General features: G+C 51.7%; 24 protein-coding genes and 2 pseudogenes. 8 read left to right on the top strand and 18 right to left on the bottom strand.

Annotated elements, in window-relative coordinates:
* Positions 1-84: 84 nt before the first annotated feature.
* From ACP99_RS18905 to ACP99_RS03185, 3 genes are all read right to left on the bottom strand, one after another.
* Positions 85-357 carry a hypothetical protein gene (locus ACP99_RS18905; protein WP_081927082.1) on the bottom strand — a complete coding sequence of 91 codons (273 nt, stop codon included), beginning with the start codon at positions 355-357 and terminating at the stop codon, positions 85-87.
* Positions 358-661: 304 nt separating this feature from the next.
* Positions 662-1,981, bottom strand: coding sequence for an RNA-guided endonuclease InsQ/TnpB family protein (locus tag ACP99_RS03180; protein WP_049985213.1), 1,320 nt, complete (start codon positions 1,979-1,981; stop codon positions 662-664).
* A 266-nt stretch (positions 1,982-2,247) separates the two neighbouring features.
* Positions 2,248-3,036 (bottom strand): TrmB family transcriptional regulator, encoded by a 789-nt coding sequence (locus ACP99_RS03185; RefSeq protein WP_049985214.1) that lies wholly within the window; start codon positions 3,034-3,036, stop codon positions 2,248-2,250.
* Positions 3,037-3,208: 172 nt separating this feature from the next.
* Between ACP99_RS03185 and ACP99_RS03190 the strand changes: the two genes are divergently transcribed.
* The 3 genes from ACP99_RS03190 (at position 3,209) to ACP99_RS18915 (ending at position 4,747) form a co-directional block, all read left to right on the top strand.
* The gene (locus tag ACP99_RS03190) at positions 3,209-3,541 is read left to right on the top strand and encodes an SMR family transporter (protein ID WP_049985215.1); all 333 of its coding nucleotides are present in this window, start codon (positions 3,209-3,211) and stop codon (positions 3,539-3,541) included.
* A 348-nt stretch (positions 3,542-3,889) separates the two neighbouring features.
* A complete protein-coding gene (locus ACP99_RS18910; protein WP_081927084.1) occupies positions 3,890-4,180 on the top strand; it encodes a helix-turn-helix transcriptional regulator in 291 nt (96 codons plus the stop codon).
* Between the two features lie 243 nt (positions 4,181-4,423).
* Positions 4,424-4,747 carry a hypothetical protein gene (locus ACP99_RS18915; protein WP_081927086.1) on the top strand — a complete coding sequence of 108 codons (324 nt, stop codon included), beginning with the start codon at positions 4,424-4,426 and terminating at the stop codon, positions 4,745-4,747.
* A gap of 33 nt (positions 4,748-4,780) precedes the next feature.
* Here ACP99_RS18915 and ACP99_RS20355 read toward each other — a convergent pair whose 3' ends face one another.
* Both ACP99_RS20355 and ACP99_RS03200 read right to left on the bottom strand, forming a co-directional pair.
* A complete protein-coding gene (locus ACP99_RS20355; protein ID WP_197052340.1) occupies positions 4,781-4,927 on the bottom strand; it encodes a hypothetical protein in 147 nt (48 codons plus the stop codon).
* A gap of 96 nt (positions 4,928-5,023) precedes the next feature.
* Positions 5,024-5,283: pseudogene (locus tag ACP99_RS03200) on the bottom strand (RNA-guided endonuclease TnpB family protein); the annotation flags it as partial.
* Between the two features lie 152 nt (positions 5,284-5,435).
* On the opposite strand from ACP99_RS03200, the gene ACP99_RS03205 reads away from it, so the two are divergent.
* Complete coding sequence (locus ACP99_RS03205; protein ID WP_049985218.1) at positions 5,436-5,987, top strand: hypothetical protein; 552 nt, start codon at positions 5,436-5,438, stop codon at positions 5,985-5,987.
* On the opposite strand, the gene ACP99_RS03210 is transcribed toward ACP99_RS03205, so the two are convergent.
* On the bottom strand, positions 5,988-6,494 hold the full coding sequence (locus ACP99_RS03210) for a GbsR/MarR family transcriptional regulator (protein ID WP_049985219.1): 507 nt from the start codon (positions 6,492-6,494) through the stop codon (positions 5,988-5,990).
* A 145-nt stretch (positions 6,495-6,639) separates the two neighbouring features.
* Here ACP99_RS03210 and ACP99_RS18920 point away from each other — a divergent pair, with 145 nt between their 5' ends.
* The gene (locus ACP99_RS18920; RefSeq protein ID WP_081927087.1) at positions 6,640-6,984 is read left to right on the top strand and encodes an ArsR/SmtB family transcription factor; all 345 of its coding nucleotides are present in this window, start codon (positions 6,640-6,642) and stop codon (positions 6,982-6,984) included.
* Positions 6,985-7,156: 172 nt separating this feature from the next.
* On the opposite strand, the gene ACP99_RS18925 is transcribed toward ACP99_RS18920, so the two are convergent.
* Positions 7,157-7,816, bottom strand: a complete 660-nt coding sequence (locus tag ACP99_RS18925) for an HD domain-containing protein (RefSeq protein WP_081927103.1) — start codon at positions 7,814-7,816, stop codon at positions 7,157-7,159.
* 157 nt (positions 7,817-7,973) lie between these two features.
* A complete protein-coding gene (locus ACP99_RS03215; protein WP_049985220.1) occupies positions 7,974-8,948 on the bottom strand; it encodes a CPBP family intramembrane glutamic endopeptidase in 975 nt (324 codons plus the stop codon).
* A 152-nt stretch (positions 8,949-9,100) separates the two neighbouring features.
* Between ACP99_RS03215 and ACP99_RS03220 the strand changes: the two genes are divergently transcribed.
* Both ACP99_RS03220 and ACP99_RS03225 read left to right on the top strand, forming a co-directional pair.
* Complete coding sequence (locus ACP99_RS03220; RefSeq protein ID WP_081927091.1) at positions 9,101-9,442, top strand: ArsR/SmtB family transcription factor; 342 nt, start codon at positions 9,101-9,103, stop codon at positions 9,440-9,442.
* The gene (locus ACP99_RS03225) at positions 9,439-9,762 is read left to right on the top strand and encodes a DUF7521 family protein (RefSeq protein ID WP_049985222.1); all 324 of its coding nucleotides are present in this window, start codon (positions 9,439-9,441) and stop codon (positions 9,760-9,762) included. Before ACP99_RS03220 ends, ACP99_RS03225 begins: the two co-directional genes overlap by 4 nt.
* A gap of 223 nt (positions 9,763-9,985) precedes the next feature.
* On the opposite strand, the gene ACP99_RS03230 is transcribed toward ACP99_RS03225, so the two are convergent.
* The 8 genes from ACP99_RS03230 to ACP99_RS18940 all read right to left on the bottom strand — a co-directional run bounded on the left by ACP99_RS03230 (position 9,986) and on the right by ACP99_RS18940 (position 18,667).
* Entirely contained in the window at positions 9,986-10,708 is a 723-nt protein-coding gene (locus tag ACP99_RS03230; RefSeq protein WP_049985223.1) for a DUF3267 domain-containing protein, read from the bottom strand.
* A 399-nt stretch (positions 10,709-11,107) separates the two neighbouring features.
* Positions 11,108-11,389, bottom strand: a complete 282-nt coding sequence (locus tag ACP99_RS03235; protein WP_049985224.1) for a hypothetical protein — start codon at positions 11,387-11,389, stop codon at positions 11,108-11,110.
* A gap of 901 nt (positions 11,390-12,290) precedes the next feature.
* Positions 12,291-12,695, bottom strand: a complete 405-nt coding sequence (locus tag ACP99_RS03240; protein WP_049985225.1) for an SHOCT domain-containing protein — start codon at positions 12,693-12,695, stop codon at positions 12,291-12,293.
* Positions 12,696-12,810: 115 nt separating this feature from the next.
* A complete protein-coding gene (locus ACP99_RS03245; protein ID WP_049985226.1) occupies positions 12,811-13,185 on the bottom strand; it encodes a hypothetical protein in 375 nt (124 codons plus the stop codon).
* Between the two features lie 68 nt (positions 13,186-13,253).
* A complete protein-coding gene (locus ACP99_RS03250) occupies positions 13,254-13,613 on the bottom strand; it encodes a hypothetical protein (RefSeq protein ID WP_049985227.1) in 360 nt (119 codons plus the stop codon).
* A gap of 154 nt (positions 13,614-13,767) precedes the next feature.
* The gene (locus ACP99_RS03255) at positions 13,768-13,974 is read right to left on the bottom strand and encodes a hypothetical protein (protein WP_049985228.1); all 207 of its coding nucleotides are present in this window, start codon (positions 13,972-13,974) and stop codon (positions 13,768-13,770) included.
* Positions 13,975-16,045: 2,071 nt separating this feature from the next.
* A complete protein-coding gene (locus ACP99_RS03260; RefSeq protein WP_049985229.1) occupies positions 16,046-17,596 on the bottom strand; it encodes a bacterio-opsin activator domain-containing protein in 1,551 nt (516 codons plus the stop codon).
* Between the two features lie 66 nt (positions 17,597-17,662).
* A complete protein-coding gene (locus ACP99_RS18940; RefSeq protein WP_081927096.1) occupies positions 17,663-18,667 on the bottom strand; it encodes a sensor histidine kinase in 1,005 nt (334 codons plus the stop codon).
* A gap of 608 nt (positions 18,668-19,275) precedes the next feature.
* Here ACP99_RS18940 and ACP99_RS20770 point away from each other — a divergent pair.
* Positions 19,276-19,536 (top strand): annotated as a pseudogene (locus ACP99_RS20770) (zinc ribbon domain-containing protein); the annotation flags it as partial.
* A gap of 260 nt (positions 19,537-19,796) precedes the next feature.
* Here the strand turns inward: ACP99_RS20770 and ACP99_RS18950 are convergent.
* Both ACP99_RS18950 and ACP99_RS18955 read right to left on the bottom strand, forming a co-directional pair.
* A complete protein-coding gene (locus tag ACP99_RS18950) occupies positions 19,797-20,270 on the bottom strand; it encodes a DUF3592 domain-containing protein (RefSeq protein ID WP_231554203.1) in 474 nt (157 codons plus the stop codon).
* Between the two features lie 313 nt (positions 20,271-20,583).
* A partial coding sequence (locus ACP99_RS18955; RefSeq protein WP_156105583.1) for a zinc ribbon domain-containing protein occupies positions 20,584-20,935 on the bottom strand: 352 nt, incomplete at its 5' end.

Genomic DNA, 20,935 nt, shown 5'->3' on the forward strand with positions numbered 1-20,935 from the left:
GCGGTTCTGATTTCGATGTCTGTCTCAGTTGTTCGTTCTCACGTAATTATTCGACTCAAAAATGAAGGAATCAATGTTGATGGGTTAGGCTTGTCCAACGAGGAACACAACAACCAGTGCGAGAATGACTAACGTTTCGGGAAGTACTGTCAGGATGAGTACACGGACGAAGAGGTCTTCGTTTTCAGCCAAGGCGCCGACAGATGCAGCTCCAATCCCTCGTTCCGCGTATCCTGCTCCGAAGGCAGCAAGTCCTACGGCGATGGCGGCTCCAAAGTTCTCGATATTTCCAGTAATCGCTTCACCAGCCTGCAGTGGGAGTTGTGTACTTACCCCCGTTGCTAATGATCCAACCATTCCAACGATAGTTACCTCCCCTGGTGAAATAATTATATAGTAAAGTCAAATCGAGTTTTCACACTGAAATTTAAGTATCTGTGGTGTAAAAAATAACATATATGCGGTCAACTCGGGATTGCTGCAAATGTCGACCCTACTAATCTGAACAAGAAAACTTCGAACACGCCTCTCTTTGTGGCAGGCATTGGGGCTGTAATCGCACTCTTAGCAGCGCCATCTGACTTGGAAAAGTTCCGGATTGACATCCTCCTCCGCCTGAATGCGGAGGAATCCCACGGCACCGCGCCGCTGGATTGGGATATTACGGTTTGCAGTCTACCACTTGAACCTGCGGTTGGAATCCGCTGGACAAGTCATACAGGTAGACTCCGGGCTGTGCCAACCAGCCGGTACTCCTATCTTCGTCCAAACTGGTCGAAGACTCGGAGTTACTTTCGTTTATGTCGAGACGGATATTCTCCGCCCCGTTCACATCAGCGTTGAACGCTGCATCACACGTCTCACAGACGTACAACCCCCGTTCAACACGCTGATTCTCGTCTTCCTTACCACACACGCAACATGTCTTGCTCGTGTCGCGCTCGGACACGTCTACGACATCAATCCCTTCGACTTTCGCCTTGTATTCGAGAATGTTGGTAAAGCGGTCGAACGCCCACCCGTGCAGGTCGAGGTTGCTGTGCGTGCCCCAGTTTTTCGACTCACCATTTCCGTCTTCACGGACTCCTTCTAAGTCCCCGACGTTGATGCGGCCAACATCTTTCTCGACACACCGCTGGACGATGTGTTTGGCGAGACTGTGGAAGAAGTGCGTGCGGCGCTCCGACCACTTGTTGTGAAGACGGGTCGCTCTGTCGCCACTCGAGTCATCGCACTTGGCGATCTCTTTCGGGAAGTAGTACCCGTCTTGTTTCAGACGATTGCCGGGGTACAGGTCGGCGTCCTCGGTACTGTACGCAACTGCCGCGAAGTTACAAATGCCGAGGTCAACACCAGCTGACTCGGTGCCGGGAGCGTCAGGAGTTCCGATTTCGTCTTTGCAGACGAGGTGGAGTTCCCAGCGTCCCTTCGCCTTGTCGTAGACGGCGCGAACCTGTTGCAGGTTCTCAACCACGACGCCGGGACGGGTTTCGTATTCGACAAGGATGTATTCCCATGCTTTCGGGTGTTCCTTGTGATTCGCGCCTTTTGAGAGCCGAACCCGGTTGTTCTTCGAGTCGTGTTTGATGCCGTTCCGCTTCCACGTCACGGTAGAACGCGGGTGTTCTTCGTGGACGCGGCGTCCTTGGGTGTCGTAGTAGTTTTTCTTGCGGTAGCCGGGTGGGTTCGCTCGATTATCGGACTGTTTCTTACCGTACCATGAGTTGAAGGCCTCAGCGAGTTCCTCCAGAACGCGCTGACTGGACTGTGAATGCAGTCCCTTGTATATTGGATGTGTCTTCAACTCGTCTTTGAGGTCGCCGTGGTCGGGGATCTCGCTGGTTTCGTCCCAGACTTGGCGGGAGTGGTAGTTGGCGACGTTCCAGAGTTTGCTGGCCGACCACCCGTGGCGGTCGAGCATCTCCTCTACCTGTCGGTGGTTGAGGATTTTGGCTTGGTGGGTGCGATGGACTTCCAGCATTCTGAACGTCTGTATAATCAGTTATACACGTATTTATTGTAAAGGTTCGTATTGAGAACGTAGAATATCCAGCCCCTCCATCGACGGTGGTTTGTGGAGGAGTTATCGGATTCATCCTGACCCTGAAGGGTCAGGTATTCTCCTTGATTTCGTATAATTGATGTTGCCAACAAGTCGGAACAATCGTGGGAGGTACGAACGATAACGGTCGTGATGTTCGGGAATTAACTCACCTGCTAGTGGTATACTCTGTGTCGCTCATACGTTTAGTCGAGGAGAGGTGCAGCTTCATCCCACAATTTCTGAAACTGACATTCGAACTCATTGACGACCTTGCTGTCGTTTACCGCTATGACGGCGATACGGTCTGTGGGTAGTAGTGGATGTGGGATGTCGATGGTTGTGATCGTCTGATCGATCACGTCAAAGGAGACGGGAAGTTGGGGAAGTACTCTGATTTGGACTTCTGTAACGTGTTCTTGAGCAACATCGAAGAGCGTCTTGGGAGCTGTTTCGATCACTGGCTCGCTGACAAGCAGTGAAATAGAGATATCTGGATGTGCCGCATCAAAAAATGCAGCCACCTCCTTTTCGAGTGTCTCCCACGGAGCAGACTCGTAGGGAGGTCCAACCACGGCATGGACTGAGTTCGTTGCCGTTCGGATATGTTCTTGAAGAGCTGTTTGCATCTCCTCACTACCGAGTGCGCCAAGCCAGATGCTCCCATCAGCCGGTACTGTAGGAAGGAGATGTGAACGGACGGAGTTAGCTGCCTTATGATATCGTGCCCATTCCTGTTGCAGTTCAGTGGTGCGCTCGGCAAGGAGTCTGTCAACCACAGTTTCTGGCTGTTCGGCGATGTATTGAGTCGGCTCGGTCGATTGTGTTCGAATGAGTTGTCGGGCTTTGAGATTGTTGAGTACATCGTAAATCCGGCCTTGCGGAACGCCACTAGCATCCGATATCTCGGTTGCTGTTGCTGTACCGGTAATTAATAGCGTGCGGTATACTTTCTCTTCGTAGCTTGAAAGTCCAAGTTCGCCTAAATTGGTCATTACTGTTTACGACTGTGTTCCGTCGTTTAGAATGTACGTGGTGTGTGCGATTGTTGATCGGAGTTTTCTCTCAACGACAGTTGTGTGCTTGCTCTCTATGTTGCGTGAGAAATGCCCTGCAAGTGGCAGTTGGTTCCAGAACCATCATTGCTGGATAACACGAGCGACAAATATGAATCCATACGTGCTGCTCACTGGTGCAATCGTGTCCGAACTCATTGGTACGACCGCACTCAAGCTCTCCGATGGTTTCTCGAATCTGCTACCAAGCGTCGGTGTAGTCGTTGGATACGGGTTCGCGTTCTATCTCGTGTCGTTGACTATGGAAGATCTGCCAATTGGAGTTGTTTATGGGACGTGGGCTGCCCTCGGAATCGTTGGCGTCGCAGCTATCGGTGTTGTTGTATTCGACGAAACCCTTGACCTAGCTGGTGTTGTCGGAATACTTTTCATCCTCATTGGCGTGTATTGTGTTAACATTCTTTCTCGAATGTCCGTTCACTAACGCTTTTCCTTGATCGATTCCTGATTTGAGCTTGGTGATCCTTTGATGACCCTTTCGCCCAGTTGCTATTGAAGGTCGTCGCTCGGTGCATAGCTCAAAATGAATTTTAACTATCAGTTGATTTCTTTATATGCCGGGACATACACAGGATTGCCGACAGTAGCCCTGTCGGTCTGCCACCCGCGTCTCCCGCCCCCGCATTTTCATCCATACGGGTTCGTGGTGTCCGATAACAATCTGCTCCTTACGACCAGTCCACCCGGGTGATTGTCAAATAAAATGGCGAATCTCGTGTTTATATTACCCATATTTAATATAATTTGAGATATCGTCTTTAGTTAGGCGACGATGCACGACCTCACAAAATTCCAACGAGATTGCCTCTACGCGATTGCAGGGATGGATGAGCCGAAAGGTCTCGCTATTAAAGACGAATTAGACGACTATTACGAAGGGGAGATCCATCACGGTCGCCTTTACCCGAATCTCGATGAACTAGTCGAAAAAGGACTCGTAGAGAAAGGCGAAGTTGACCGTCGCACAAACTCGTATGATATTACGCGCCGCGGTAGACGAGAAATCGTTGCGCGTCGAGAATGGGAAGACAAGTATCTCAATAGAGAACAAATTGTTGATTGACCCTTCGAAAAGCTTCACGACTGCAGGTCGACTCGACCCTGTTGGTGGCCCGACAGTGCATTCGGTACGCGAACTTGCACGAGTATACCGTGCTGTGCGGGACCTCCGATGACTGATGTATGCACTGTGACGTGGAAGGAGTGGCTCAGAGACCACTATGAGAACGTCACGGATGACAATAGATAGTCTGTACTGGTGGTGAGTTGAAGCAATTTTTTTAATTTGTAGTGTGACTAATCGGATATGCCCTCCCTTGGTTCACTCGCCATCGAATGGCTAGCGAGCGGTGCGCTCGTCACGATATTTGGTGCACTCATTAGATTCGCTGGCTGGACGTGGTTGTTAGCCGGATACAGCGAATCAACCTCATCGGTACCTGACGATGTAGTGCAGGACGTTGCCGGAAACACGATTCTTCGCGTCGGTATTGCTGTCGTTGTGTTTGGTATTATAGAGTCCCTGACAACCCCACCATCGTATCTTGGAATTGTCGTTGGAATTGCAATTCTGCTCGCCGTGCTCCGCTTGATCTACCAGCTGAACGTCCGGCTGCCACGAGCAACGTGACCAACGCTGACCAGCAACTCAGTCCCGTTGCTGTCAATCGGCGTGTTTCAATATCTGGGGCGTGACGATCACTTCGAGAACAGCGATTCCGAGTGCAACCCACCGGATCGTGCCTTCAAGTAGAGTGACTGCGATGACGGCGATGATCGCGGCGTTAACGAGGCTTATGCCGTAGCGCATAACTGGACTGCTGAATATGGAGGGCATATGAATGATCCAAGCAAACACACAATCATATTATTTTATATCTGATCTCAGATGTGCGACTCTCATCATCTGACTGTATGTGTAACTGCGAAATTCCCGTAGCGGCTTCCACTTGAGTTGGCCGACGCCGTAACCGTCTCTTTGAGCTTGGAGAAGCCATTGAGGTTGTCGAACAGCCGTTCAACGACGATTTGGAGAACCTTCGAGTACACGTTGGAGAGGCCGTTCCACCACTGCTTGAGGTCGGGGAGTTCCGACCGAAGCGCAGTCATAGACGGCAGTTCACCGTGTCCGTCTTGGTACTCGTTGAGGAGGTAGCGCGTGTGATCTCACGATGCACTTGCTGAGTCACGACTCGGTGGGATCGCGTTTGTTCGAACAAACGGAAAACGTCTCGTTCGACGGGTACTAGAACTCTTCCGTTCCTAAAAAAGGGTCTTACATCGAAGTTACTTTCCTGATCCAATTGGAGGTATGCACAATGGCCACCTATGAAGCGTTTGACCGAGGCGTAGAGGTGAAAGGTCAAACAGTATTGACGATCGTCGAAGAGGCAATGGGACGCTTTTCTAAAGAATATCAGGAGAGAGCGCTTCAAGCACTTGCTGCTGAAGGGATAACTGCTCCTGAACCCGATGAGTGGTACCCTCAGCAAACGTGGTTGAATGCATTCGAGACGATTGCTGAGGAACTCCAGCCGCACGTCCTTGATCGACTTGGCGAACAAATTCCGGAAGTCGCCGAGTGGCCGAACGACTTCAATACCGTTTCACAGGGGCTGCTGTCAATTGATGAAGCCTATCAACAGAACCACCGAGGTGGTGAGATTGGCTCTTACGAGTTCGAAAACACCGACGACCGAACCGGTGAAATCACGTGTAATAACCCGTATCCTTGTCCATTTGACCGAGGCCTCATCCGTGGCGTCGCCAGAAAATACGCGTCTGTCGATGCGTTCGTCTTTATTGAGGAAACTGGAGAGACGTGTCGTCGCGAAGGAGACGATACCTGTGTGTACACCGTGTACTGGTGACTATCGCTCGTAGGATTCGAGGGCTTCGCGGAGTTCTGCAGCAGTGAGGTTTGATGCAAGGGTGACGATCTCTTGAAAATCTTCATAGGTTTCTCGGAGTTCTTCGATGCGTTCAAGTTCGGTTTCGTTATCGTCGGGTAATTGTGCTTGAGCACGCTGAATCGTCCGGAGCGTCGTTTGAACCTCCCGTTGGATGTATTGTTGGAACACATCCTGCAGAATGATCCAGATCTCGCGCTCAGCCGAATAGTGGACACGTCGCCCACCCCCTTCTGAGGAACGACGGTGTATAAGCCCGATCCGCGTTAACGTTCGAGTGACATTGCTTATCGTGGATTTCGCATAGCCGGTTTCTTCAACGAGGTCCGGAATTGAGAGTGGCTCTTTAGAAAAGTATAACACGCCGTAGATACGGCCTGCACTCCGACTGAGACCGTAGACTTCGGCAGACTGCTCCATCGATTCGATAATGCGCTCGCGTGCTACGGCACGATCGTCCTTACTCATAGATATTTGTTTCTCCACTCTACGTGATGGGATATCTGTTGAGTCATACTGTTCTTGTGAATTTCGTAAGTATTAAATTGTTTGATTCGTTTGTTCGGAGTGTACCGAACAAACTGAACAGAGGTATCCGGAGATCAGCAAATCTATGGCAAGCGCTCTTCCACACCATCCCCCCGTCAATCACGCTCCCAGCAAACAAACGAACATCGTCGTTGATCAAAACAAACCAACTGACGTTCTACAGGTCCTCTCCTCCGAGACAGCGCAAGCGATTTTGGGCACGCTCAAATCGGAACCGAAGACGACATCAGAGATTGCTAACTCAGTCGATCAATCAGTTCAGAACGTCGCATACCATCTTGATCGGCTCTGCAACGCAGAGCTCATCACACCGATTGAAACGTGGTACTCCGAAAAAGGCCGAGAAATGACTGTGTACGCTCTAGCCACAGAACGGCTCATCGTCCAATTCCACGCCAATAACGACTGAGGTCTCTACTATCCCACAGCTTTTGGGGGTGAACCCCCTCGAGATCAAGTCCCGAGTCACTCGGCTTGTTCATCTGTAGAATACAAAAAGAAAGGTCGCGTTCCACATCTCCAAACTCTCAGAACGGTTGTGGCTAGGGTGCTTCAGCACGCGGTGGCGCGGAGTAGTTTACTTACCTTTTAGCATCGATTTCTGCTCGAAATTGATCGAGGAATTCTTCGATATATTCCCACCGCGCGTTTCCAACACGTTGTCCCGGTTCTGTGCACAGCAGTTCAAGGCGCTTTCGTGCTCTGTCTCGAAGCAAAGAGATATCGGGGAGATTCGTTGTAATACTTTCAGAAATTGTTGAATCATCAATCACGGCGATTTTATCGCCAGCCTTTCCTGATTGCTCACCAAGGATACACGACATCCGCACGATTCCAACGGCACCAAGTGCGTCCAGCTTATCTGCATCAAAGAGTAATTTCGCTTCAGGGGTGCTTGGCTCCGGAGAGCTAGCTCGAATGCCGTGAGATCGAATACTGTCCTGGATCTCAGCGATCCGATCTGACGCTACTTCTTCCTCCTGCAACAGTTCGCCTGCTGTGACTGCACCCCACTCAACGTGATCTGTAATTTCTCCTGCTGTTTCTAGTGGGCGTCCAATATCGTGAAACCAAGCCGCAGCGAAAAGAACGTCCCTCTCAACAGCTCCTTCATATTCGCTCGCTAATCGCCGGGCGATATCGTGAACCCGACTAGCGTGGAACTGATCGTGTGCTGGGAGAGCGTTCTGATAATACGGGACGGCTAATTTCCGGGCCAAGGGGACCAATTCTTGAGTCATAAGCGACTGGCGTTCCATATCCTGTCTAGATAGTAATTGTGATCGAAGATGGGGGGGTTGAGAGCAGCATACAATGCGTCCCATACCTGCTTAAGTGTTTGAATTTGTGCAATTTGTAGTCCCAATTAGGACCCGATCCAAAGCATTCGTCACCAAATTACTTCTGTGAATGGGAGTCAATAGTATACGAGGGCGATATTCTAACCTTGACTGAGCCATAACGGATCGTAACGTACCCAATTGCGAGTGTGGCAATGATCAAAACTATCCCGACGTTAACGAATCCTGAGACACCGACAAAGCGTGCTGGACCGGTGAAATCCGGGCGTAGCAGCGTAGCAGCGATATTTGCAGTCTCCGGACGCACATTACTCAACCCGTAGACGTTGTTGAACGCGAGGTTCGTTGCAAAATGAAGTCCGATAGGGATTGCCAGCGAATCCGTTACTACGTACGTACTTCCGAGAACCAGACCCATCAACACCCAGAAACCGAGCGCCAGCAGTGAATTCGCCTGACCGACGTGGACGACGCCGAACAGCACTGATGAGACTACAAGTCCAGCTAGCACCGATCTGCGTTCCGAGAACCAACGGCTCTGGAATCCTTCTGCGGCGTTTTTGAGTATGAGGCCTCGAAACAAGAGTTCTTCCCAGATTCCGACGAACAAGAACTGGATGGTAAATGCGAGCATCGCCAGCGTCAACGGGAGTGCGTTCTCCGCGTTGCTTGGTGACAACAGAGCTGAAATGTGCGCCCACCCAGTACTGAGATGCACTACGAGCGCTAGTCCCCACGCGACGAATGCGATGATGATACCAACACCCGCAGCACGAATCCATTCGTCTCCGATTTCTAAGCCATATTCGGAGAGTTGACGGTGATCGACGTGGCGTGCCCAAATCACGACCACTAGAAGAACAATGGCGACAGTAAAACCGTTTTGAGCTACTCCCAGTATCGATGGCGGGAGTTCGATATCATTGAACAGTACGGACGGAATCACCTGCGAGCCGATTGCGACGAGTACGAACGCACCGAGGATCCGCCAGAGGGCACGAGGGCGGCGTTCAGTATGATTCCAGAAGGGGACCAGTAGCAACCGTATCGTATGTTTGGAGGGTTCATCCACATCGCGGGGAATATTCGACTTCGACATCGACACTGAAGCCTGCACGTGCCATACCAAAGAGCTCCATCGCCTAGTTTCAGCCGCTGAAGCTAGACACAATCTACACACCGTCCCGAACTGTTATTGAGATACACCTAGATGTGGCAATTGTTGTGTCGGACGGATCAGATGCGGCGGCACTCGCAGATCTCCTCGCAGATGACTGTGCCCGGCACATCCTCATCGAAACGAAAAACGATCCCTGTTCGGCGTCCGAACTCAGTACACGGCTTGATGCGTCAGAACCGACGATCTACCGTCGACTCGAACGACTCCAACAGCACGACCTCGTGTCCGAAGAGATCCAGCCAGTTACGGACGGGAAGAACTACAAAGTGTACCAGGCGCAACTCCGCAGCGTCACACTGGAACTCACCGATGAGGGCTTCGAAACCACCGTCTCCCGTCGTGAACGGATGGCAGACCGGTTCACTCGCTTCGTCGAAAACAGATGACTACACCTGAATTACTCCTCCAGTCGATCGATCTCGATACGCTAAGCCGCATTCGCACTTACAGTGAACTGATCTCCGTTGCACTCGGGTTGACGATCAGCTACCTCGCGTATCTCGGATATCGACGGAACCAAAGCCGACCGATGCTATTTATCGCCCTCGGATTCGCGCTCATTCTCGGCATTCCAGGCGCCGCGCTCGTGATTTTGGGGTTTGGTCTTAATGTCCCGATTCCGATCGTCAATAGCGTCGGCCAAGTCAGTGAACTCGCGGGACTCGTAGCGATCCTCTATGGGTTGTGGATGCCGCACCGGACATAGGGAACTTAGGACCGACGTACGCCACCAAAGTCCGAAATATTGGTAATCGGTCCGTGATGTCCTGTGAGCCCCTCACGGTAGATACGTTGCGAGAAAGTTGATGATTCGATCCAGTGTTTCGTTAATTTCTTTTTCCTCGTTGTCCGCGTCGGTCTCTTTTTTAGAGGGTGGCTGGCTCATATCTGATTTGTCGAGCCGTAGCGTTCTGTATTTTTTCCGTATCTCACCCCGTCGGGAGCGCGAGGACGAATGCGAAGAACGCCAACGGGACAACGAAGACCGCGCTGTACCACAATGCTGCGCCGGCGAGTGCATCCCAGACAACGGCAGTCACCGATAGCGCGCCTCGACGGTCGCTTTCGCGGCCGAGTATCCGGACACCCTTGGGATGGTCTTCTAGACGGACATTCGCGGGATAGGCAAGCAGCGTCATCGTCATCCAGAGGTCAGCAATCGCTCCAGCGGCGTTCGCGGCTAGCGGGACGATGAGCCAGCCCCACTCGAAGACCAGCATCGCCGGGACACCGATGGCGGTCAGCACAACTAGTGGCGTCATGAGGACGACAATGAACTGGTTGCGAGTGAATTCGTGGTCAGTCGTGGCGTAGGCGTACGGGAGAATGAAGTATGCGATCCCGACGCCGTATTTCGCCTCGCCGCCGTAGTACCGGATGGCAAGGCCGTGCAGCCACTCGTGAGGGATGACGAAGACAGTTGCCAATACCAGGATAATGAGAACGTCCAGGGCGTTGGTCCACCAACTGATCTCGGGCGCAAACCGAAATGACGCCGGATGCCCAGTACCGGCTTGGTAGAGGCCGCTTAGTGCGACCACTGCAATAACGAAGCCGAGTGTGGTGAGCGCGGTCATCTGGATGGTGAGTCCGCGCGTCAGTTCAAGATCCGCGAGCAGCGTCTCCGGATCATCGGTATCGGCCGAAGCCATACTATTGAATCACCTATTAATCTGTTAACTGTACGGTCAGCGGATCTGTCTCGGCAGCTTACTGACCGACAGTGTATACTTCTGCCCAGAGATATGCGGTTCCAATAGCTGAATAGAGGAGACCCAAAACCATAGGTAGCCATTCACTTTGTAGGGCGAAAGACCCCGCTTGGACAAGTCCTAAGCCGACCATTGCCACCCCGATAAGCGTCTTCAGCCGTCTCTGTTCCATATATTCAACTTATTTGGCTTTATTGAAATCCTCAGCAGGTGCTACCTTCTGGCCCGGCCTCGGTCAGTACAGGCTATTCGCTGGGAGTGCACCGTTGCGTGTCCCGAACGACAGCATACGTCGAGCGGGTATCGGACGTAGCGCGGACGCGGGTCGGTTGGCGTCGTCTACGCTAGCGCGATCCCGGCACCGACGGCGATACTCATCAGCGCGAGGCCAGCGAGCGCGACTGTTGTCCGGTCGTGGTGTCCTTCGAGTGCGTCGTCGGAGTCGAACCCACTGAGACCGGTCAGAACGCTGAGGCCGACAGCGACCGCGGAGAGGCCACCGGCGAGCGCCAGCGTCGTCCAGATTTCGAGTCCATTCTGTGCGACTTCTCGTGCAGCCGTCCCGGCGAGAAGGACGCCAGTTGCTATCGGGGCCGCGGCTGTCGCTTTGTTGGAGGGCATCAGTTAGGTTTCGGATGCAATTCTCAAAGTTGTGGCGATGCTGCTCCGCGGACCGCGGTCAGTACAGGAGACTCACGAACCATTCAGCCCAGGGGACTCACGTATCGGTCAGTACTGGCGCGTATTGGTTATCTGGTCGGCATCGCTCCCAGCACGGTCATCAGAAGCACCGGGAGCATAATCACCAGAAATCGCCACTGGTACTCGTCTGTCCACCATCGCACTCGTGATGAGCGAAGTCGCAAGGCGGCAGTCAAACTAAATAGGAGACAGCCAACTGCGGAGATTGAGCGGCTTGTGAGTGCCATCCAGACTACGAAGGGTAGCATCCCGATAGCAACACACAGGTCTGCCCTCTTCTCCCAGTCCATAGCCTTCCGTAGCCGAGTCAGGAAAATAATTGTTCCTGAACAGAGAAATCGAATATCTCTGAACAATTACTTATAATAGGTGAATGATCTGTGATTGATTGTTCATCAGTAGGTTCACACGCTCGTTCTCTCGGCTGATCCATCGACATAGACGTGGAATCAAAGTTAGCGAATCACTCAGTACAGTATCTTCACGCAGAGGAGATCCGTTTCACGCGGTTTTACGGGGAGTTATGGGAATGTCTTGACCCCAAACAGTTGACGTAGCTGACGGTCAGTCTCGTAATTGTAGATCTGACTTAGAATTTAAGAACCGGGCTTAGTATTAACTTGTATGGACTGGGGCTTCAGAATTCGGAAAGGAGTTCCATCTTGGGTACAGAAACTCGTACTGATTGGTGCGATCCTGCTGATCGCCGGTCTCCAATATTTCAATATTATATAATCGTCGAGATCTCAATCAACGAATTTCACACCTATTCCGTCGTTTCGCTCAGTACAGAAGAGAGACGTATCGCCCAGCACAGGAGTCACTCTATCACGCGCTCGCGCTCGGTCGTCTGCTGCTCCAGTTCTTCCGTTTTGATGAGTTGGTCGAGACGCTGCTCAAACGCTTCGTCATCAAGTTCACCTTCCGCATACCGTCGCCGAAGCGTTTCAATTGGCGTTTCGTTCGCTTCGTCTGTCCGCTGACCGTCCTGTAGACTGTCCACAGGGGCTGCATTCGCCTGACGAACGACCCCTCGTACCAATTGTCCGGCGACACCAAGCGTTACAGTACTGAGCAAGAGGAACAAGAGTCCTGCCGCGACGTTTCCAGATAATCCAACGAGTCCGAGTACGAGTGCTGGGACACCAATCAAACAGGCGACGATGGCAGTCGCAGTTCGACCAGCGGGACTTTGGGGGGCATATTGGTGGACCAATTCAAACATAGTTGTTTCGTAACTAGTTCACAACTTAATTATCTCGGAAACGGAACAAGGATTCGATCAAGGAACGAATTTAAGATTTGTGTAGAGAGGTAGGACATTGGTCAACGCGCAGGCTTTAGCGAACGGATGTTTCAGCCCATAGCAGGTCTGAAGGATAAGATTTCAACAGAGCCGGAAGGTATTCACTCAGTACAGACGGGTCTAGCTCGGCGTCCGTCAACCAGACGAGCACATCTGCGTCAGCGAGGTTGCCATAGAGGAATAGCTTTCTCTGGTGGCTCAGGGCGCTTTCTTTGTTGCGGTCGAACTGGACTTCGGCTATCACATCAACAAATTGATCACCATCGTATCCGCGTGCGATGATGTCAGCTCGGTAGCCGCCGTACTCGCTGTCGTACCGTACTTCTGGTTGTAGGTTCCAGAGTTCAACACCGATCGTCCGTTCAAATTGGTCTAGTGGCTCCGTTGAAATCCTATCCTTCAGACACATTCTCGTCTGAAACAGCTGTTCACTAAATACTGCTCTTCTAGTGCTTCTCGGTGTGAGAACGTACAGCGTTACTGCTGGTAGCCTGAACGCGTGACATTGGTTTGGTTGCGAAGTTCGACAGCAAGACCGAGAACTCCGCCGAGGACGAACAGAACGGCGAGCAGGAACCACTCTTCGCCCAGATACTGTAGTGTCCCGATCACGATGAACCCACCATACACGAGTGGCTGGTAGAGTGGATGGCTTCGAACTCCAGTCACCGTTGACGCCAACAGCATCGGAACGACGATTATCCAGAGAGCGACGGAATACAGCGTCGGGGAGTTGTAGTACACAAACTCGAAATAGGTAGCCGCCACGATGAGGGTAGACATAACCAGCAGTGCCGCTGGACGGATCCGTTTCCGAAGGGTGTGGAGGGCAGTCATCCAGATTTCGATTCGCCGCTTAGATTTATATAGATTGTCTGTATTGACCGCAGATTAGTTGCAGGTTCACCGGCAGAGGATTTCAATAGATCCGCTTTATTGAACTTCCCAGCAGGTCCTATATTCTGCCCTGGCCCCGATCAGTACAGTCACATTATGTTGTAAGGCTACTGAATGCCTTTTTCAAAATTGGAGTAATAACTATGAATCCGATGAAGATTGCAATAACGTAGGAAATAAATTCGACACCAATCGTGACTGGGTCAGCGATCTCGCCAGTGTAGGTATTGTAGAGCGTGAAAATGGTCGCAGCAACTACGGCGTTTGGAAGGTAATCGGAGACCAACTTTCGGAACTCCATAAACGAGATTGTTCGGCGAATCTTCAAATTCGTATCGGTTAGAATGTAGTTGCCAGAGAATGGCTACGAGTCGTATACAGCTTCCATCTTGCACGACGCTTGAAACCAGTCCTCGTGTGAGTATTTCAACAGAGGCAATCTTCCGGCTCTGTTGAAATCCTATTTTTCAGACACATTATCGTCTGAAACAGCCGGTCGCTGGAGACTGCTTACCGGTCACGATGCCATTCAGACACGTACAGACAGACCCCCAGAACGACACCACCGAACGTTAGGGCTCCAGCCATTTTTGAACTGAAGGAATTACCAGCGGAGAGTTGCCATCCAATAACAATGGCCGTCACAAACAGGCTTAAAGCCCAATCAGTTGATGTAAGAGAGCTATCTAATTCCATAATCTCGGATTCAGTTCCCGCTGTTAAGTGAGTTTGGTGTATTGACCGCAACTGAGTCAGAATGTATCACCTACTGAGGGTTTCAACAGAGCCACTAAAAACTACTTTTCATTCATCCGGACACTTTATCGGGTCGAACTCTTGCTTGAACGTATGGGGATATTCCAGCGGGTGTTGTTTCGTAAGCCAGATGGGCGAAGGAAAGGACTCATCTTTTTGTCCTTATCGTCCATCTGCCTACTTGCGTGGGTGTACACTAGTATCGTACTCAATAGTTCTCACTTCTTCCTCTTTACTGGTCTCGCACTTGGATTCTCTGGGTTCGCCGAATCGCTGCCTCTAGAGCGACGACGGTCAGCCGGGATACTTCGAATAGTCGCCGTTGGTATTCTCGTTATGTTCCTCGGTCTCCTCGCATCAGTTCCTGAATTACTATTCGAGTAGCGAAAGTGCTCGGTTTGGGTAGGTTTCTGAAGTATTGCGGTGGTATTCTGAGACGGTCGGTAAATCTGTACCTTTCAGTCACCAGCTGTTTCAAGCGAGCATATGTCTAACGAATTGGATTTCAACAGAGCCAGATCTAACAAAAAGAGACATCCCTCGTCAATAATAGTCCTGCGTATGGACACTCTACGAGGTCTGTACCGACGGCTAGATAATCGAGTGCGTGGCCTCTCTCGTGTCTCTTACGCTCTTCTTGTTGGTTTTGTCTCCGCTGTGGGCGTATTTGCTGTGAGACTCCTACTGCCGGGTGATGGAAGTTTTGGACCAGTAGTAATGGGAATCACAATGGCTGTCGTCTACTACGCCTTTGACCCAAATAAAAAGAGCTGATGTCAACCGCCTCAGGGTCAAGTGGTTCGAGACGCGGAGCGTCTCGTCATCACGGAAGACTTCGTCTTCCGAACGACCCCGAGGCTTGTCAGTGGACTCCCGTTCTACCCGAGTAGTTCGGCAGGCGTGAAGTATTACGAGAATACCCTTACTGGATCTACTGGGATGTCGTTCTGAAGAGCCGGTGATCAATATCCCACGCAAGGGCCACGCTTAGGAGTACGGCGAGTACACCGAGTAAATTGAATGGTGACCGTTGTGAGAGAGAGCGGGATTCCAAATGCGAACAGCGCCCATCGGATTGCCTTTCGGTTGTTTCTGGATCGGTAGTGAGAGATGATTGATGGTACAAGCAAGATGCCACTGATGAGGCCGAGTATGACGGGTGTCCGGACAGTTATCTCGTTTACCGATACTGTCGGGACTTGAGTGACAACGATAGCTCCGACTGCTATGAATACGGTGAGGGCACCGGACCTCAAGAGAGTGGATCTACTTGGGGACACGTGCAAGTAACCGGAAGAATTTCCAACGACATAGAGATTTCCTTGAGGGCCTCTTTCGTACCAAAGTGGTGATATGAGTTGTGATGGATTCCTGCTTCCGGGTAGTGGCATCTCAAAGATACTGTTCTCTGTCGTTATCGAAGGTTCGTCGCTTGATCAGATACCTACGTCGAAGGTGTCACAGAACCTTTACCACTGGTCTATTTCAGAATTTCGGCTCTGTTGAAATCCTACCCTTCAGACATATTAGTGTCTGAAACAGCCGATTCCTGAAGAGTGCTTATTACTGTGGATACGCTTGTATCTACAAGGCGCATCATCGAAACAGGAAGCCTTTCACCGGTCCTCGAATATTTCAGTATTCTCGCTAAGATACGCATCAAGTAGCTTCCGCTGTCCGGCTCGCAGGTGATACAGGAGCGTCGAACCGGTAATGTTGAGGGATGCAGCGACTTCTTCTGCTGTGCTTCCCCGGGGTGATTCGAAGTAATCCGCAAGGTACGCAGTCTGAAGCACAGTCTGTTGTCGCTCCGTCAACGCATCGTTTAATGCGTCCCGGAATTCCCGAGCGGTCGTCACCGATCGCTCTCGTTCCTCTTTCGCAACAAATTCCATATCGTACTCGCGGCTGACGGTATCTGCAATCCGCCGCACGTCGCCGTCCGGCGGAAGTTCGACGACGACTTGGCCCGATCCACTATCGAAGTCCGCTTGTCGAACAGTCCCGCCGAGAGACGAAATGTCGAGTAGCGGAGTGGAGCCTTGTATGGTGAGTTCGACAGTTCCACCCGAATCAGACTCACGAATAGCTCTAGTCTCGACAACCTCATCGAGAACAGTCGCCGAGTCCTCAACTGTCTGGATGTCAGCGTCCGTAACCGAGATGAAGCACAGTAACGCATTATCCCGATGAGGGACTAACCCTTCTAGTAGCAACGTCGAATTGAGGGACTGGCTCAGCTTCGATAAGACCGAGTTATCTCCGACTTTGAACGTAAGTTCGGCGACGGTGTCGGAGAGTAGTAGATTTCGGTTCCGGGTAGCAGTGACTGCGAAGCCAGCGACTTCACCTAATGTCTCAAAGGTCGTGCGTTCTCGATCAGAGAATGCCTCGGTCCCGGCCGCATATACGCCGACGACACCGTGTACGTTCGAGCCGTATACGAGCGGAATGGCCAGTGCTGATTGAACGCCGTCCGCGAACCCGGCTGTCCAGACTGATTCTGGTACTTGGGGGTTATCTGCGAGTGGTTGCGCAGACTGTAACCGGCCGCTCTTGATTGCACGTTCTTCGAGAGTCTTCGCTGCATCGACGTCAAGTGCATCTCGTATCGCCGCAAATGTCTTGTCGGCCTCACCTCCAACAGCGTGGATTACGAGATTGTCACTCCCGATCTCGCGTTCGCCAACCCACGCAAATTTGTAGATGTCAGTGTCGCCGAGACTGTGGCAAATCGTTTCAGCGATCTCCTCGCGGGAGGTGGCCTCGATGAGCTCCGCAAGGATTTCTGAGAGTACGCCTTCAATGATAGCTGTTCGTTTGCGCTCGGTTCGCAACTGGTCAATAGACTGCTCGTAGCGTTTCCGTTCCGTTACGTCTTGGAGATAGACCGTGGCACTCTCGTCAGTAGATGTGACTGAGACACTGAGCCACCGTTCCAACTCAGGGTAGTACTCTTGGAAAGATGTGTCTGTGATCGAATCGCTTTCAAATGCCATCAAGAGAGAGTCCTCGACGGACCGAGGGAAAATCTCAGCGAGAGGCACTCCGGTCACGTCGTCTGTAGAATCGATTAGTGACTTACCGACCTCATTGATATCGGTCATTCTCCCATCCGGAGAGACGATGAGAACGCCAACAGGAGCGTTCTGAAGCCGATCATCCATAGCTACTAGCACCGTGTTCGTTCGATAATGGTCTATTGGTTCTGGCGATAGTATTCGTCATCGGAGTCAAAAGCGGATTTCGAACCGTGCACCCCCGTTCGTGGCTGTTGTGAGCGTCAATTCCCAGCTGTGGGCAGCGACGATTCGATCGACTATTGCAAGTCCGAGGCCTGTTCCGCCGTCCCGAGTTGAGAAGCCTGGATCAAAAACTCGATTCTGTTCTTCCGAAGGGATGCCTTGACCGTCATCAGCGATGTAGAAGCCCTCATCCAACGCACCAACGGAGACAATCACTTCACGTTCTGAATTCGGCTCCTGTTTTTGTTTTCTCACTCGGTTGTTGACGTCCAAACTGTGTTCGATAGCATTCCGGAATAGATTCTCAAACAGTCTCTGGAGACGGTCAGCGTCTGCAGTGGCAATTGGGAGTGTCCCCCGAATATTAAGAGTCGCATTTTCAGTATCGACAGATTGCCATGCACCCTTTGCAGCGGCTTCGATTGAGACGTTATCTGACGGATCCACGGCAGTCTGATCTTGTGTAATGGTGAGTACGTCTCGGATGATTTGTTCCATCCGATTATGCGCGTCGGTTACAGCGTCAAAGTGCTCGGCATCTCCAGTCTCCCGTGCTGCTCTGAGGTGTGCTTTGGCGACATCTAACGGATTACGCAGGTCATGGCTGATCACACTGCTAACTTGATCGATAGCAGGTGACTCCGCAACATCGGGGCATTTACTCAAATCAATGAAAGCAAGGTACCCGGAGTTTTCGTCAGCAGAGACCATTCGAGCGAAGAAGGGCCCTTCTTCGTTGGTCCCGTCCAGATAAATGCCTACGCAATCACCTTGACTGAGATGTGTTATTGGTCGCTCTCTACCGGTCGAGTTGACAACACTAAACTGCTCGAATATGGTTGCCACCGGCATTCCGGATGAGATCTCATCAAAAGCTGATGCAAAGGCTTCGTTTAGTGCTGTGATACGAGGCACGTCATCGTCTACAGTATATACGACGATTGGATCCGGAAATTCGTCGACTGTGAGTGCCTCGTTATGTTCGTCTGTCATCGATGCCCTATACTCCTACGACGCACCAGACGAGGTTTACCACATTCGATGATCGTTGGTTGACCCATCGATGGTGAGCGATTCGATAACTGCCCATATCCTACCATTGGTCCTATGATACGTATAGTGTTACTTGCCGATTCTGGCTCAGAAACACAGGATCTCAATTAACACGGTCTCCCTGTAGACGCATTAACGAAGCCATTGACTTCGTAACTATAGATACTGAGCATTCGCCTTAAAATACGTCACAGTTGGGACAGACGCACCGCTTCAACTAAACGGTAGTGCGGAGTCCCCCCGCGAGCGCCTGTTGTTCGCGTTCCGTCCCGCCGGCTTCAACTAAACGGTAGTGCGGAGTCCTCTCCCTCAAGCGCGAACGAAGCGAGCGGTAGGGAGGGGAGGAGCGCGTTCGTATAGCTGGGCATTTACGATGGCAGTAAATAGCCACGGGTTTACATTGAATATGTGGCAGATGACTACGTGCGTCGGACGGCAATCACTCGCCTCTCGGTAGATGGCGAGCAACGCGACTTGCTCGAAGACACCATCTCCGGTGGAAACGGGGGTGCCAAATCGCCACAGACCTCGCGTGGGGGCGTTGCAATAACGAGAATCGCCCGACTCGTAACGACTTTCGGTGTCAGAAGTGTGAGTCAGAGGCGAACGCGGACTACAACGCGGCGAAGAACATCGGTATGCGGTACGTCCGTCGAGGCCAACAGTCGTCTCAGCGGACGGGCAACAGTCAGCTTGCCCTAAAGTCTGGAACGCTGAAGCCGAACGCCGGATTTACCGGCTACCCTGATGGGTTCGAGGCCGAGTTCACGGACAAGCCCCACCCTCCACGAGCGAACCCCTCAGGGTGAGCGAAGTAGGGTGGGGTAGTTGACCTGGAGAACAGCCACACGCTTGGAATCGCCGTCAACGGGTCAATTCTAGCGAAAGAAGGATTGATGACCGCTTTCACCGATGATTCACCAGAACCTATCCGATGAGAATGCGCTGTTATAGAAATTCGAGGAGAATACCTGTGAGTTTAGCCACCGGATGAATCCGACAATTCCATACACGAACCGCCGTTCGATGACTGTCCCGAGTTTCCAATCCATAGTTTCAATCGAATTCATTAGTTTCGGAAGATGGAGAGAACCGTACCAAGTACTAGAACTGCACCGAGTCCAATGATATATAGTGGCTTGTTGCTGCTCTCGTGCTTGAGGAAGGCATTTCTAGGTGACTTCGTTGGTACGTAGGCTGTCACAGTGGCTCCTGGTTCAAATCCCTCTAATTGAGCTCTGGCGTCTTCTTTGGTCTCGAATTCGTGCGAAACACCTCCAGGATACATATTTGAGGATGTATAGGTATCTCCTTCGTAGGTGTAGTTGAAAGTTGCTTGAGGACTATAGTCGTCCGTCCCCCGTCGTTCGTTGATCCGTTCGATTGAGGTAGAAACGATGGTCGCATTAACTGTCTCTGTGGATTCCAATGCCGTAGATTGGGCCGAATAACTGTATCCCCCGTACCCAATGGCTCCCAGTCCGACAATCAGTGCAAGTACAATCTGAAGTGGTCCAGATGGACCATTAAAGTTGAATTCCATATTTGAAGACACGCGATTTGGAACAGTAAAATGGGAGGCCGTGTTTCTCGCTGCGTAACACGCTTGTACCACACTTATTGACCTCCTCTCGAGCTAAAGACAGGGGTATGCGCTCGTAACGTTATCATTCGGTGCGAGACCGACAATCTCGATCTCGTCTTTCCCGTACTACCAGCGAGTAAACTACCCCACCCTACTCCCTCGGCGCATACGCGCCTCGGTCCTTGAGGGTGTCGTCAGAAGCGGAGCTTCTGACTGCTAACCAGAAATCGAAGATTTCTGGTGATGGGGCTTTGATGTGGACTCCCGGCAATTAGTCGCCAGCAATAGGCTGGTGACTCTTGCTGTTCAACGTCCCACCATTCACACGCACGTCTACTAGTGCGTCTCCGCTCCCCGACTTGGGCGAGGAACGGAGTCTGTGTGTTCGCTTCCGGGCGTATCGCACGCCAATGTTCTTCGCGCCGTTGTAGTCCGCGTTCACTTCGTATCCGCACTTCTGGCACTCGAACTGTTCACCGTACCGGTTGTTCTCGTGCGTGAACCCACAGTCTGTTCGAGAACAGCGTTGGGACGTGTGGTTCGGCTCGACTTGCTCTACGGAGACCCCCTGTTCAGGGGCTTTGTAGGAGACGTACTCAAACAGGCGTCGGAACGCCCAAACG

Source organism: Halobellus rufus (genome assembly GCF_000739575.1).
Lineage (GTDB): Archaea > Halobacteriota > Halobacteria > Halobacteriales > Haloferacaceae > Haloquadratum > Haloquadratum rufum.